The 13,645-nt window shown below is 65.9% G+C and carries 12 protein-coding genes; 4 read left to right on the top strand and 8 right to left on the bottom strand.

What is annotated here, in order from left to right; all coding sequences use genetic code 11:
* Positions 1-346: 346 nt before the first annotated feature.
* Complete coding sequence (locus tag VGQ44_03285) at positions 347-1,243, bottom strand: alpha/beta fold hydrolase (GenBank protein HEV8445809.1); 897 nt, start codon at positions 1,241-1,243, stop codon at positions 347-349.
* Between the two features lie 102 nt (positions 1,244-1,345).
* Positions 1,346-2,065, bottom strand: coding sequence for a Crp/Fnr family transcriptional regulator (locus VGQ44_03280; GenBank protein HEV8445808.1), 720 nt, complete (start codon positions 2,063-2,065; stop codon positions 1,346-1,348).
* A gap of 170 nt (positions 2,066-2,235) precedes the next feature.
* Here VGQ44_03280 and VGQ44_03275 point away from each other — a divergent pair, with 170 nt between their 5' ends.
* Positions 2,236-3,903: a hypothetical protein gene (locus VGQ44_03275; GenBank protein ID HEV8445807.1), complete on the top strand. Its 1,668-nt coding sequence runs from the start codon at positions 2,236-2,238 to the stop codon at positions 3,901-3,903.
* Positions 3,904-3,916: 13 nt separating this feature from the next.
* On the opposite strand, the gene VGQ44_03270 is transcribed toward VGQ44_03275, so the two are convergent.
* From VGQ44_03270 to argC, 6 genes are all read right to left on the bottom strand, one after another.
* Positions 3,917-6,010, bottom strand: coding sequence for a M20/M25/M40 family metallo-hydrolase (locus tag VGQ44_03270; protein ID HEV8445806.1), 2,094 nt, complete (start codon positions 6,008-6,010; stop codon positions 3,917-3,919).
* Between the two features lie 67 nt (positions 6,011-6,077).
* Positions 6,078-6,701, bottom strand: coding sequence for a hypothetical protein (locus VGQ44_03265; GenBank protein HEV8445805.1), 624 nt, complete (start codon positions 6,699-6,701; stop codon positions 6,078-6,080).
* Between the two features lie 34 nt (positions 6,702-6,735).
* Positions 6,736-7,317 carry a GNAT family N-acetyltransferase gene (locus VGQ44_03260; protein HEV8445804.1) on the bottom strand — a complete coding sequence of 194 codons (582 nt, stop codon included), beginning with the start codon at positions 7,315-7,317 and terminating at the stop codon, positions 6,736-6,738.
* Positions 7,314-8,486 carry an acetylornithine transaminase gene (locus tag VGQ44_03255; GenBank protein HEV8445803.1) on the bottom strand — a complete coding sequence of 391 codons (1,173 nt, stop codon included), beginning with the start codon at positions 8,484-8,486 and terminating at the stop codon, positions 7,314-7,316. Before VGQ44_03255 ends, VGQ44_03260 begins: the two co-directional genes overlap by 4 nt.
* Complete coding sequence (gene argB / locus VGQ44_03250; GenBank protein ID HEV8445802.1) at positions 8,483-9,247, bottom strand: acetylglutamate kinase; 765 nt, start codon at positions 9,245-9,247, stop codon at positions 8,483-8,485. Before argB ends, VGQ44_03255 begins: the two co-directional genes overlap by 4 nt.
* Positions 9,244-10,203 (bottom strand): N-acetyl-gamma-glutamyl-phosphate reductase, encoded by a 960-nt coding sequence (gene argC, locus VGQ44_03245; protein HEV8445801.1) that lies wholly within the window; start codon positions 10,201-10,203, stop codon positions 9,244-9,246. Before argC ends, argB begins: the two co-directional genes overlap by 4 nt.
* A gap of 97 nt (positions 10,204-10,300) precedes the next feature.
* On the opposite strand from argC, the gene VGQ44_03240 reads away from it, so the two are divergent.
* The 3 genes from VGQ44_03240 to argH all read left to right on the top strand — a co-directional run bounded on the left by VGQ44_03240 (position 10,301) and on the right by argH (position 13,514).
* Positions 10,301-10,759 (top strand): hypothetical protein, encoded by a 459-nt coding sequence (locus VGQ44_03240; protein HEV8445800.1) that lies wholly within the window; start codon positions 10,301-10,303, stop codon positions 10,757-10,759.
* Positions 10,760-10,854: 95 nt separating this feature from the next.
* Complete coding sequence (locus tag VGQ44_03235; protein ID HEV8445799.1) at positions 10,855-12,120, top strand: argininosuccinate synthase; 1,266 nt, start codon at positions 10,855-10,857, stop codon at positions 12,118-12,120.
* Positions 12,117-13,514 (top strand): argininosuccinate lyase, encoded by a 1,398-nt coding sequence (gene argH / locus VGQ44_03230; GenBank protein HEV8445798.1) that lies wholly within the window; start codon positions 12,117-12,119, stop codon positions 13,512-13,514. Before VGQ44_03235 ends, argH begins: the two co-directional genes overlap by 4 nt.
* Positions 13,515-13,645 lie beyond the last annotated feature (131 nt).

The following is a 13,645-nucleotide window of genomic DNA, read 5'->3' as shown; positions in this document are numbered from 1 at the left end:
CAGCTCAGCGGTGAACCGGTACGGTCGTTCGCGATCAGATTCAAAGCTTGCGCGGGATTGTACGTCGCTGGACGTGGCTTTCGCATGCGCCCTCCTCAACAGCTAACAGCACCGGAAGACGGCGGCGCCGGTTCGCCGAGACCAAGTAACTGCCTACACTCGTAACGCTATAAGATAGAGCAATTTATAGCAGATGGACACCGGCCGCGTTGGGCTAGATCACACATGCGGCGACAAGCTCCACTAGATACCACCAAAGGGCACCGGGAGTTTCCCAAGGTCCCCATGGATTACGCGGCGGCCTGGGGTAGTGTTATCATACCCGCGACGCTGTGCTTTGGTTCCCTTATTTATCCGGAAGGGCTGCCGGTTTGTGCGCGAACAGCCAGTCGGACACCAGGCGGAAAACGCGATCTCGTCCGTAGTCGACCGTGACGACGTGGGCCGCGCCGCTGACCCACTCCAGGACTTTTTCGCGCGCTCCGAGCCTCGAGAACGCCCGCTCCGCGTCCTCGATCGTTATGCGGTTGTCCTCGCGTGATTGCACGAAGAGTGTCGGGGCGGCCACGCGTGGCAGGGCGTCATACGCCTTGCGGACTGTCTCGCGCAACGCGCGGAGAGCGGCGGCTGAGAAGACTCCATATGCGAGACTCTTCGCACGCTCCGCCGGATCGAGCACCGAGAACCCCTCGCTCGACTCCACCACGGGGAAGATTGGGCCCCACCAGTGGGACAATCTCGCCGCCCGGTCCGCCCCTTCTCGCAGAGCGAGGTACGGCGCGATCAGACACAGCGCGGGAAGTTGCGGTGACTCAGCCGCGACCCGAATTGCCAGCGCGCCGCCCATGGACAATCCGGCGATCGCGACCCAGTCGTGATCGCATTGAAGCGCGCTGTAGCTCGATCGAACGGCGTTCATCCAGTCGTCCGCGCTCGTTCTTCTGAACGCCGCGAGCGTTCGGCCGTGACCGGGAAGCAGAGGCGCTTCCACATGGAATCCGTTCGCGAAGAGAGCGTCGCCGAGATAGCGAAGAGTTTGCGGCGTGTCCCCCGCCCCATGGATCAGCAGCACCGCGGGGGCCTCGGCCCGCGCGAGCGTGAATCCCTCAGCGCCAACGACAATCCCATCGGCGCCAAGCGGGCGTCGATCGGTCGAAAGACGCTCGATGGATCGCAGGTGCCAGGCGCGAAACGCGAACCCGGCCACAAAAACGACGGCCATCGACGCCGCAAAAACGATCATGCGCGAGTGTGGAGTTGTGCGGGGGAGCGCCGAGCCTAGGCGGCGGGCGCGTCGAATATACACCCGGCGGGGCGGTGGCCCGTTGAAGGCCGCCCGCGCGTGCTACTGAAGTGCCTGTTCTTGCTCTTCGGCTACGGTCGAAATCGGCAATTCCGTTTCGATGCCGTTATCGAGGCGTTCCGCGAGCTGCTCGGCCGGCGAGACGAGAAGCATTTGGCCGCGCCTTTCGACGAGCCCGCTGTGGATCAACCGGCCGAGCACCAACGAGACCGATTCTCGGGTCGCGCCGACGAGCTCGCACAAGAGGCGATACCGCGCCGGACAGAGAACGATGCGCCCTTCCTCGCGGTCGAACGTCTCGTCTCGTGCCATACGAACCAGCGTAGCCACAACGCGCTGCTCCACGCTGAGCGTGGTCAGCTCGCGAAGGCGATCGAGCAACGATGCTCGTTCGGCCAGCAGCTGGCTGATGAGCGCCAAGGAGTGCTGCGGCTGCTCGCGAACGAAGGCACGAAAGCGAGCCGTGCTCAAAAACAGGGTCTCGGCCTCCTCGTCCGCGCGAGCGTCGGTTGCGTAGCGGCGTGTCGATGAAAGCCCCTCGGAACCGAATGTTTCACCGGGACCCGCGACCCACGGAACGAATCCGCGCGACGCACGTACTCGACTACGTAGCACGACTCGGCCTCGCGCAACGACAAAGAGTCCATCGGCTGGCGCACCGCGCTGATAGATGCCGAAACCCGCCGGCCATGACGCCTGCGCCGCGTATTCAGCGAGGGCGTCGCGATCTTCCTTTTCGAGGCGCGCACGCCCGAAATCCATGTCCGCCAACTCTACCATCCTCTCAGCCTGCAACGATTTGTGCGAGGTGCAATGTCTGGGCCGCTCTTGACAGGCTCCGCTTTTCGATCTTCGTTCTGAAGTTTGGACGAAGGAGTGCGCGCGCCTCGCTCCATCCCTCTCAGCTGAACTAGCTACAGATCACGCACCACATGAATTTGGCGGCGGCTGCTCCCGAGCAAACCGAACCGACCGTTTCGCAGACTGTGCCGGTGGTCGTCCTCGGCACGGATGCGCTGCTCGCTGCCGCGCCGTACACCGCCGTTCAACTCGCGCATGCGTGCCTGCAGGCGGGCTACGCGAGCGTCGTTCCAGCGAGTTGGGGTGACGAGCTCGTCGCCGCCGCGGTCCTCCGGCGTTTGCCGAGCTTCGGCCACGGACCGGCGATTCAGTGCAGCTGTCCGATCGTCGCGCACCGTTTGCTCACGACCGGCGGCGATCTTCGACCCGTCATGTTGCCGCTCGTCTCGCCGCCGGTGGCGCTCGCGCGATATCTCCGCGCCGTATCGCATCCGACTCGCGTGCGCATCACGTACGTCGGCGGCTGCCCCGGCGCCACCGACGAATCGATCGACATTCGTATGTCTCCGGAGACGCTGATCGGAATGCTCGCCGAGCGTCAGATCGTGCTCGACGACCAGCCGCGCGTTTTCGAGTCGATCATTCCGCCTGATCGACGACGCTACTTCTCTCAACCGGGCGGCGTGCCGTCGGCCGAACGTCTGTGGACCGATCTCGTTTCGCGCGCGCTCGTCGACGTCGAGTCGGACGATTTCGTGAGCGAGATCGCGCAGCATCTTCTCGCCGGCGAACAGGTGTTGATGGACGTGGCGCCGCGTCTCGGCTGCTTGTGCAGCGGTGCCGTGTCGGGAACACCGGCGCGAGAAGCGCGCGTGGCTGTCGTGACACTGGAGCCGCCGCGGTCGACGGCGCCGGTCGTCGAAGAGCAAACGCCGCTCGATCTCGATCTTCCGATTCCCGCCGTACCGCGCACGCCGGTCGACGTCGTGCTGGGAAAGAGAACGCCTTCGTCACCGCTCGCACTCCCGACGGCGGGAACTCCGCCGAGGGGACACCGATCCACGCCGACGGTAACCGAACCGCGCACGCCGCGTCCGCCGTCTGCTCCTCCTCCTCGACCCATCAGCGGAAGTGTGCCGACCGCGCGACACGGGGATGGAAAGGCGCTACCGCGAGCCTACGTCGCGCGTCGCCGTCAGTCAGCGCCCAAGGGAAATCCTGTTGTTCCCCCCGCCTCGAGCACGGCGAACGAGACGACACGAGACGCTTCGAGCTACGTCACACCGGATTCGTCGAGCGGAGTGCCGAATGTCGCGCCGGCCGATGTGGCCGCCGAATCGCCGTCGACGGTGTCCTCGTCCAATGGAACGGCGCCACCCTCTGTCGAGACGGAACAGCAGTCGTCGTCGACTCCGGTCGAGGCGTCGGCCTCCGCAGCGCGCGAGGCCGTGCAGCCTGTGGAAGCTCACGTCGAGAATGGAGAGGGGGCGCTGCCCGCAGACGAGTCTGGGCAGCCGCCAGCGATCGTGGACATCGACCAGCTTCATCTCGACGGAATGTCGCCGCCGGTCTCGGAACGCCTTCCGATTTTTACTCCCACGCCCGCCTCGACTCCTATCGCGCAACCGACCGCGCCGCGGAGCGAGTCTGTCGACGCCGCTCCGCGATCGCGTGGTCAGTCACGAACGGTGGTGTACATACTCGTCGCGGCGGTGGCGTTGCTGCTCGTCGCCGGCGCCGCTTATTTCGCGGGGCGGTCGGCGCAGACTCCCAGTGCGCCGACCGGACAGCTCCCGTGAGGCGCTAGGCTCCTCAACGGCTTCGCAGCGCGTCTCTCGCTTCAGCCACCGCCTGCGCCGCGCGCTCGAAGCGCGCCATCAGATCGTCCATTTCGGCTTTCGTGAGCCGCTCATCGTTCGCGCGGAGTGCCTCGTTCACCGACGGTAGCGGCATGTTCGCGTAGCCGTTGTTTTCATCCGCCACGTAAATGAGGCTGCGGAACCAGGGGCGAGTACGGAGTCCTTCGGGTCGCGTCAGCGCGCGTTCAACGCGCATCAACGCCTGATTCGCATGCTCGATCGCGGCCCGACTGGGCGCTCCGGCGAGCGTCGAGTCTCGCACCGATGCAAACGAGCTCGCCTCGCGCTCGAGATGGTCGATCGCGCCGCGAAGCCCGGTCGTTGAAGCATTCCAGTGACGGTCGGCGACTGTCTTGTCAATCGGCGGCAGGTAGCGCCGCATGGTTTTCGCGAACTCCACGTAGTCGTACGGAAGCACGTCGGCGTTGGCGATGCGGAGTACCATCGCCGCCGCGATCCGGCCCGCGGCGGCGTGATAGAGAAATCCGGGATCGCCGAACTTCGTCATCCACGCGTAGTCGTCGTACTGCGAGTGGTACACGCCGCCCTGCCCGCCGAATCCCCACTCGGCGATCGGAATTCCGAGGTGATTGTAGAAGCCCGCGAAGTCCGATCCGCCGCCAGGATCGCCCATCGCCGGTTCGGCCGTGTCGGGAATCGCCGCTGCTCGACGCCACTCGGCGTAGACGCTTCCCTTCCCGTTGGGGTCCGGCACACTCCGCGCGACGTCGCGCAGCATCGGCCGAAGCGCGGGCGATCCGCCACCGCCGAATCGCGGCCCCTGCGCGGCGACGTCTTGATTGAAGTACGCCACCGCCTCGCGTGAGAGACGTAGCGAGTCATCTTCGACGAATTCCGTCGAACCGATCAATCCCCACTCTTCGGCGTCCCAAGTCGCGAACACGATGGTCCGTTTCGGGCGCATGCCGGCCTTTACCTCCTCGGCCACCGCGTGAGCAGCTTCGAGCACGCTCACCGTCCCGCTGACGTTGTCCGCGGTTCCGGGCCCCCACGCGTCGCGGTGCCCGCCGATGATCACGAGCTCGTTGGGGAACTCGCTGCCGCGAATGATTCCAAACGTATCGAAAATCGGTTTCATCGGCTTGCTCGCGCGATCGTCGCTGACGGCGACACGCGCGCGAACGGGGCCGGGGCCCACGTGATAGTGAAACGCCAGGCCGCCTTGCCATCCGCGGGCCACACCTGGACCCCTGAGGTATTTCAGCAACTCGCCGGCGTTTCCGTACCCGATCGGCACAACCGGGATGTGCGAGATCTCCATCTTGTCGGGCGTGAGACGCGGAACACCGGCGGTGCTTCCGTACCCAGGCGTCGAGGGATCGCCGTCTGGATTCAGGATGCTCCCGCGTTGGACGCCGTTGCTGTTTCGCATCGGGCCGTCGGGATACACGTCGCCGGCGACGAAACCGTCATCTTGCGGGTCGCTGTAGATGAGCAGCGCGACCGCGCCGTGCTTTTCCGCCTCGCGCGCCTTGATGCCCCGGAATGAACGGCCGTATCGGGCGATCGCGATTTTTCCCTTCAGCGAAACGCCCATCGAATCGAGCTGCGCGTAGTCCTCGATGAGACCGTAGTTGACGTAGACGACGTCGGCCGTCGCGTCGCCCTGCCCGCTGTAGCCGTTGACCGTCGGATATTGCGGGAGTGCGGATGTCGGATCGCCTTTGACCGGTGGCTCGGCCAGCGAGAACGACTTGGGATCCGGCGACACGCGCGCGACATGCACCGACGTCGGCTGAGGCATCCAGATGTCGTAGGATCGAACCTCGGTGTCGAGCCCCCACGACTTCATCTGTGCGATGACGTAGTCTCGCGTGCGTGCCTGCGCCGGCGTGCCGGCGACGTGCGTCTCCTTCGATAGCTCCTTGGAGTTCGCGGCGGCGGTGGTCGGCGAGGGGCGTTTGATCGCGCTCGCTTCCAGATCGCGTTCGCGCGCCGATCCCGACGGCGTATAACCGACGAGCGGTTGTTGTGCGCCCAAAGACAACGCGGGGAACACGATGAACAGCGCGATGGATTTTTTCACGTTGGCGGCTACAGAGAAGTTGTGGTGTGGACGATCAGGATCTCAGCGCGTCCGATGACCATGCGAGTCACTCGTACTGATCCAGCGCCGCGCGTACCGCGCGCTTGAAGCGCTCGTCGCGGCCCGGCGCGTCGCCGACCGTCGCGGCAATGGCGCCGAATTGCTTCAACATTTCACTTTGTACGAACGCGCTCGTGTCCCGCACGCCCAAGCCTTCGAGCGCGCGCTCCGCCAGATTGCGTAGCATCGTCCGCGTATCGGCGTCGAGAGACTCGAGAGAGGGAGGCGCCGGCGGAGCCGGCGTCGCCACTCCGCGGCCGCGGTTTCGTCGCGGCGATTCCCAGAGCGACGACACCGGCGCCAGTTCGACGACGAACGACCCCGCACTGTGTTCGCGGTGCGTCGTGATGACCCCGCGGCGTCGAAGCGTGTACAGCAGTCGTTCGACCGCGGCGCGAACCGGCGAGGAACCGTCCTCACTCTTATTCCCTCGGCCGGTGATGATCAGGACCTCGTCTGACCGATCGACCTGCTGTTGGCGAAGCCAGGCCTCGACTCGCGTCGTCGCCGTATCGACGGTCGGCAACGATTCGCGGAGGTTGAGCGTGCGCTGCTCTCCAAATCGCGCTTCATCGAACGCGCGGTGTAGTTCGGACAACCCGAGGCGCGGGCGGCGGCGCGAGCGCTTCATGCCCAACAAATGTACCGGATGCCACGCCGCCCGGTCAGGCGACTTGGCGACGTCCGTCGTGGCGGGGCGCGATCACTACGCCCGATCCCGCTGGCCCGAATCCGTCGCCGAGCGAGCGTCCGTGCGCGGCCATGGGCGCGTCGACTTGCAGATTCTTGGCGAAACAGAATTCGTCGCACGCGAAGCGGCGCGCGCACGCCAGGCAGTCGCGGCGAATCTTTTCCGGGTACCGCGCGCGATCGACGCGCTGGTACCCGATGGCCGAAAAGAATGCGGGCTGCAACGTCAGCGCGAACACGTCGAACGTCCCGCGCTTGATCGCCAGCGCCTCGACGGCGGCCACGATCGCCCGGCCGACGCCCTGCCCATGCACGTCGCGCGACACGGCGATCGCGGCGACTTCCGCGACCGACGCCGAATACTCCTTGAGCGCGCCGCACGCGATGACGCGGCCCCACGGGTCGACGCCGACGACGTAGTCGTCGATCGCCAGCTCCACCATCTCCGGGGTGCGACGCAGCATGAGCGCCTCGTCGGCGAACGCGGCGATCAGCCGGACGATCGGCTCGACGTCCTCGACGCGCGCGCGGCGGACGACGACTCCCGACTGTTTCACAGGATCTCTTCGAGAATCCGCAGGCCGTCGCTCAGATCGTCGCGTGTGGCGACGAGCGGCGGGAGAAGGCGGATCGTGTATTCGCCGGCTGTGCACGTGAGCAGCCCGGCCTCGAATGCCTGGTTGACGACATGCGACGCCGTCCCCATCACGTCGAACCCCCACATGAAGCCGAGGCCGCGCACCGCACGGATTCGCCCGCTCCGTCGCGCGACGTCGTTGAGCTGCTTGCCGAACCACGCGCCCGTTTGCGCGACGCGGTCGAGAAACGCCGGGTCGGAGATCCGCTCGATGACGTGATTGGCGACGCTCGCCACGAAGGGCCCGCCGCCGAACGTCGTGCCGTGATCGCCCGGCTTGATCGTCGACGCGACGTTCTCCGTCATCAACACGGCGCCCATGGGCAATCCGCCGGCGATCGGCTTCGCGAGCGTCAAAAGATCCGGCTCGACGCCGAGTTGCTCGTAAGCGAAGAGTGTCCCCGTCCGGCCGAGACCGCACTGGATTTCGTCGAAGATCAAAAGGACGTCGCGCTCACGGGTGAGCGCGCGCACCTCGCGCACGAAGCCCGCGTCGAGCACGCGCACGCCGCCCTCGCCCTGGATGGGCTCGAGGATCACCGCCGCGGTGGTTTCCGAATCGATCGCGACGCGAAGATCCTCGATGTCGCGCTCGACAATCGAGATCCCGGGGGCGAGTGGTCGGAACGGATGCCGGTATCCCGGGCGGTCCGTCGCCGCGAGCGTGCCGAACAGCCGCCCGTGAAAGCTCCCGCGAAGCGCCACGATCTCGTGTTTCGCCTCTCCCCTACCCCGCGCCCAGCGCCGCGCGAACTTGAACGCGCCTTCGTTCGCCTCCGCGCCTGAGTTGCACAAGAACACCTTGGACGCGAACGACTTCTCGACCAGCGTCGCGGCCAGCCGCTCGCCCGGCGCCGTGGAATACAGGTTCGAGACGTGAATCAGGCCGTTTGCCGCGTCGTGCATCGCCTGTTTCAGCGCGGTGTCGCCATAGCCGAACGCGTTGACGGCGATGCCGCTCACGAAGTCGAGATATCGTTTTCCGTCGGCGTCGATGAGATAGACGCCTTCACCGTCCACAAACTGCGCGGGCGCACGCTTGTAGGTGCCGAGCAGCGCGCTGGTGGTCGGTTCAATCGAAATCGTCACGAGAGTTCTCCAAATCGGCGCAACAGGGTTCCACGGTCCGGATCGTCGATGGCGACGAGATCGGAAATCCGCACTTGGGGGACGCCGCCGGCCAGCGCGCTGAGCGCCGCCTCCAGCTTGGCCTGCATGCCGCCGGCGGCCACGCCGTCGGCGATGAGCGCGCGGGCGGCGCCGGGCGTCAGCGACGCAATGACTCCGCCGTCGCGCATCACGCCCGGCACGTCCGCGACGAGCAGCAACTCGGCGGCGCCGAGCGCCGCCGCGATCGCGGCCGCCGCATCATCGCCGTTCACGTTGAGCGCGGCGCCGAGCGTGCCGCTCGCGTCGCGGCTCACCGGCGAGATGACGGGCATGTAGCCGCCGGACAACAGATGCTTGAGGAACGCGACGTTCACCGTTCTCGGTACGCCGACGTGTCCAAGGCGCTGCGCATCCATTGGAGCGGCGGCGATCAAGCCCGCGTCTTCTCCGGAAAGGCCGACCGCCTCGATCCCGCATTCGACGAGCCCGGCGACGAGCCGCTTGTTTGCGCTTCCGGACAACGCCATGCGCACCAGCTCGATGTCCTGTGCGGTCGTCACCCGACGACCTTCGACGAACGTTGAGGCGCTCCCGAGTGCCGACTGGAGCGCCGACACCTCGTCGCCGCCGCCGTGCACGAGCACGACGCTCCCCGCGTCGCGGCTCCAGCACGACGCGACGATGCCGGGCAAACGCGGGTCCGATTGCGGCCGTCCGCCGACCTTCACGACGCGCGTCACGCCGGCAACCCGGCGGTCTCGTCAAGACCGAGCATGAGGTTGGCGTTTTGCACCGCCTGTCCCGCGGCGCCCTTCATCAGATTGTCGATCGCGGATGTGACCAGCAGCATCGGCGCGCGCGTGTTCGCGACCGGCGTCGCCGAGATGCGAACCACGTTGCGATGAGCCACCTCGCGCAGCGACGGCGGTGTCGGGGCGATCTCGATGAAGGGCTCGCCGGCGTAGACGTCGCGCCACGGTGACAGCGGGTCGTCCAGTTTTCGCGAAAGCGGAACCGTGATGGTCGACAGAATTCCCCGCGCCACCGGCAGCAGGTGCGGCGTGAAGACCAGTTCCGCGTTCGTCTGCCACGACTCGAGCGTCGCTCGCATCTCTTTCGTATGCCGGTGCTCGTTGCCGACACCGTACGCCCGATAGTCCTCGGAGATCTCGGCGAAGAGCAGTTCGCGCTTCGGGGAATTCCCCGCCCCGGTCACGCCGCTCGCCGAGTTGGCGACGAGCGTCGCTCCGTCGGCGACGAGATTGCGGGCGAACAATGGCGCGAGCGCGATGAGAATCGACGTCGGATAACACCCCGGGTTCGCGACGACTTCCGCCCCCGCGACCAACGATCGAGTCAGCTCCGTGAGACCATAGACGATTCCTTCGCACCCGTTGCCAGGACGAAGGTCAGCCGATAGATCAACGGCACGCGCGCCCGCGCTACGGACGCGTTCCACCCATTCCTTCGAGGCGCCATGCGGCAGCGCGCTGAACACGAGCTCCGCATCGCCGAGCCGGGCATCCTCGCTACTTACGTAGGTCAACTCGCGGCCGCGAATGCGCACGGTCGCACCGCGCTGCTCATTCGCCGTGGCGAACGCCAGCTCGAGACGGGGATGTCCCTCAATCAGTGCACAGAGCTCGCGCCCAGCGTATCCGCTGGCGCCGAGCACACCAACTGGAATCTTGTCCACGCATAATGCATAATAATGCACACGCCACCAGTCAACTCGCCGATCCGACTTTCGGAGTGCGATCCCGTGGCTTCAGCGTTGTGTCGGCACCTTTGGGATGACTAAGAAGCAAGACCGGCAGGGCACTGTCCTGCGCCTCATTGGTAGCCATCGGATCGCCAATCAGGAGGATCTGAGACGACTACTTTCGGCAGAAGGATGGAGCGTCACACAGGCGACACTATCGCGAGACTTGCGTGATCTTGGTGTCGTCCGCGCACCCGGGGACGACGGCGCAAGGTACATGCTGCCGGAAATGGTCGCCGACGAGGCTAAACCATCCCTCGATGGGCTCTTACCGCAGCTCTTCTCAAGGATCGACGGAGTCGGCGAGCTGATCGTCCTCCACACTCTCGCGGGAGGCGCCCAGCCGATCTCTGAGGCCGTCGACGCCCAGGGTTGGCCCGAGATCATCGGCACCCTCGCCGGGGAGAACACGATTCTCATCGTCTGCCGCTCCGCCCAGGCCCGGGAGACCCTCACCAAGCGGCTGGTGTCGTTGGCTGGCCGAAAATAGGGTCGGCCGGCCGCAGCTGAGCATTGACCTGACGGTCGCCCATGAATTAATATTCTGTTTGAATGCATAACATTGCACAGACAGGAGCGGCGTCAATGCCCAGAACAATTGTCCTCGCGTACTCCGGCGGCCTCGATACTTCGATCATTGTCCCGTGGCTCAAGGAGCATTACGCCGGAGCCAAAGTCATCTGCGTTGCCGCCGACATCGGGCAGGGCAGCGACGAGCTTGGCGGAGTGCGCGCCAAGGCGCTCGCGTCGGGCGCCGACGCCTGCTACGTCGAAGACCTCCGCGAGGAGTTCGTCGAATCGTTCATTTTTCCGACCCTTCGCGCGGGCGCGATCTATAATCGTAAATACCTCCTCGGCACGTCGATGGCGCGGCCGCTGATCGCGCGCCGACAAGTCGAAGTCGCGCGGCGTGTCGGGGCCGACGCGCTCGCCCACGGCTGCACAGGCAAGGGAAATGACCAGGTTCGCTTCGAGCTGACGTACGCGGCCTTCGCGCCCGATCTCCCCGTCATCGCGCCGTGGCGCGAGTGGAACATCCGGAGCCGCGAGGACGCGATCGCGTACGCCGAGCTGCACGGCATTCCCGTCGCGGCCACGCGGCAGAAGATCTATTCGCGCGACGCGAACCTCTGGCACTTGTCGCACGAAGGCGGCGTGCTCGAGGATCCGAACGCTGCGCCGCCCGACGATCTCCTCATGCTGACCCAGACGGTCACCAACGCTCCGGACACGCCGGAGACGGTGACGATCGGGTTCGAATGCGGCACTCCCGTCTCCATCAACGGCGTTCGTTTCGGCCCTGTCGATCTCATTGCCGAACTGAACGCCGTCGGCGGCAAGCATGGGTGCGGCGTCGTCGACCTCGTCGAGGATCGGCTCGTCGGCATGAAATCTCGCGGCGTGTACGAGACGCCGGGCGGATCGCTGTTGTACACGGCGCACTCCGAGCTCGAGCAGCTCGTGCTCGATCGGCGTACGCTCGCCGCGAAGGATCTCATCGCGCCGCGCTACGCTGATCTCGTGTACGAGGGCCGATGGTGGACCACGGAGCGTGAGGCCTATGACGCGTTCGTCGGCGTCACGCAGGAGCGTGTCACGGGTTCGGTGACGCTGCGGCTTTACAAGGGCTCGACGGCCGTCGTCGGCCGCGAGAGCGAGCACGCGCTGTATGACGAGCGCTTCGTCACGTTCGGCGAGGACGACGTCTACCAGCAGAGCGACGCGGCCGGATTCATTCGGCTGTTCGCGCTGCCGGCTCGCGTTCGAGCAATCAAGGACCAGGAGATGGCGTCGACCGCGACGCCGTCCCCGATCGATACGCCGGCCGAGCCGGCGCTGCAGATCGCGTGACGACCGCGTCGACCGTGGTGCCGGGACCCGCGCACAAACTCTGGGGCGGACGCTTTTCGGCGGACGTCGCCAGCGAGTTTGACGCGCTGAATTCATCGATCGGCGTCGACTTTCGCCTCTGGCCGCATGACGTGCGGTTGTCGAAGGCCTGGGCCGTCGCGCTGTATCACGCGGGTGTCCTGACGCTCGACGAGAGCAATGAGATCGAGCACGGTCTCGACCGGGTCGCCGCGCGATTGCAGGGCGGGGAAGCGCCGGCGCCGAGCGACGAAGACGTACACACGTTGATCGACCGGCTGCTTCACGAAGAAATCGGGGAGCCCGCGTCGAAGCTGCACACCGGACGAAGCCGGAACGATCAGGTCGCGACGGCGACGCGTCTGTGGGCGATGGAGGCGGCGAAGGCGCTCGACGCCGCGCTCAAGCGCCTTCAGCAAACGATGATCGATCAGGCACACGGCCTGGAAACCGCGCTCATGCCGTCGTACACGCACATGCAGCGCGCGATTCCGGTCTCGGCGGCGCACTGGCTGTTGTCGCATTTCTGGCCGCTGCACCGCGATCGCGCCCGTGTGCGTTCGGCGTCGCGAGCGTCCGCCGTGCTGCCGCTCGGCTCCGGTGCAGCGGCGGGGTCGGCCTACCCGGTATCGCGCGTGCTGCTCAAGCAGAGCCTTGGCTTCAGCGCGATCTCGCAGAACTCGATCGACGCGGTGAGCGATCGTGATTTCGTCGCCGAGTTGTTGTTCGCCGCGACGATGATCGGGACGCATCTGTCCCGGCTCGCCGAGGATCTCATCATCTATGGATCGAGCGAATTCGGATTCGTGCAGTTCGGTGATCGCTTCACGTCCGGGTCGAGCATGATGCCGCAGAAGCGCAACCCGGACGCGCTCGAGTTGGCGCGCGGCACGGCGGCGCGCGTGCTCGGCGATCTCACCACGCTCGTCGCGACGCTCAAAGGATTGCCGAGCAGCTACAACAAGGATTTGCAGGACGACAAGCGCGTGCTGTTCGATGCCGTCGACACATTGTTGCTCGTGCTGCCCGCGGTTGCCGGCGCGCTCGAAGAGTGCGAGTTCAACACGCAGCGGATGCGCGGCGCGCTCTCGACGGCGATGATGGCGACGGATCTCGCGGATTATTTGGTGCGGAAAGGCGTGACGTTCCGCGACGCACATCGGGCCGTCGGACGGCTGATTCGCCGTTGCGAAGACGAGCGCTGCGGACTGGACGAGTTGCCGCTCGCCGCGTTCGCTGAAGCCCACACGTCGTTCGACGGCGATGTGTTCGAGGCGCTGTCGCCGACGCGATCCGTCGAGTGGCGCGAGGTGGATGGCGGTACGGGTCCAGCTGCCGTCCGCGCCCAGCTGGAGGCGGCGCAGCGGTCGCTGTAGATAGCGTGGGCGAACGAACAGAACGCGACGGCCATCCAGGAGATTGCCGTCGCGTTCGAATTTATATATACTCCGATTCGAGTGGAGTATCTGGCAATGTGGGCGCTAAAGCTACTCTTGTTGGAGCAACA

The organism is Gemmatimonadaceae bacterium (assembly GCA_036003045.1).
In the GTDB taxonomy this organism is placed as follows: Bacteria; Gemmatimonadota; Gemmatimonadetes; order Gemmatimonadales; family Gemmatimonadaceae; genus JAQBQB01.
This window is presented reverse-complemented; position numbering and strand designations above follow the sequence as displayed.

Bases quoted from the DNA above. Each gene is read 5' to 3' on its own strand.
- VGQ44_03285 (HEV8445809.1), bottom strand. From the start codon at position 1,243: ATGATCGTTTTTGCGGCGTCGATGGCCGTCGTTTTTGTGGCCGGGTTC.
- VGQ44_03280 (HEV8445808.1), bottom strand. From the start codon at position 2,065: ATGGATTTCGGGCGTGCGCGCCTCGAAAAGGAAGATCGCGACGCCCTC.
- VGQ44_03275 (HEV8445807.1), top strand. From the start codon at position 2,236: ATGAATTTGGCGGCGGCTGCTCCCGAGCAAACCGAACCGACCGTTTCG.
- VGQ44_03265 (HEV8445805.1), bottom strand. From the start codon at position 6,701: ATGAAGCGCTCGCGCCGCCGCCCGCGCCTCGGGTTGTCCGAACTACAC.
- VGQ44_03240 (HEV8445800.1), top strand. From the start codon at position 10,301: ATGACTAAGAAGCAAGACCGGCAGGGCACTGTCCTGCGCCTCATTGGT.
- VGQ44_03235 (HEV8445799.1), top strand. From the start codon at position 10,855: ATGCCCAGAACAATTGTCCTCGCGTACTCCGGCGGCCTCGATACTTCG.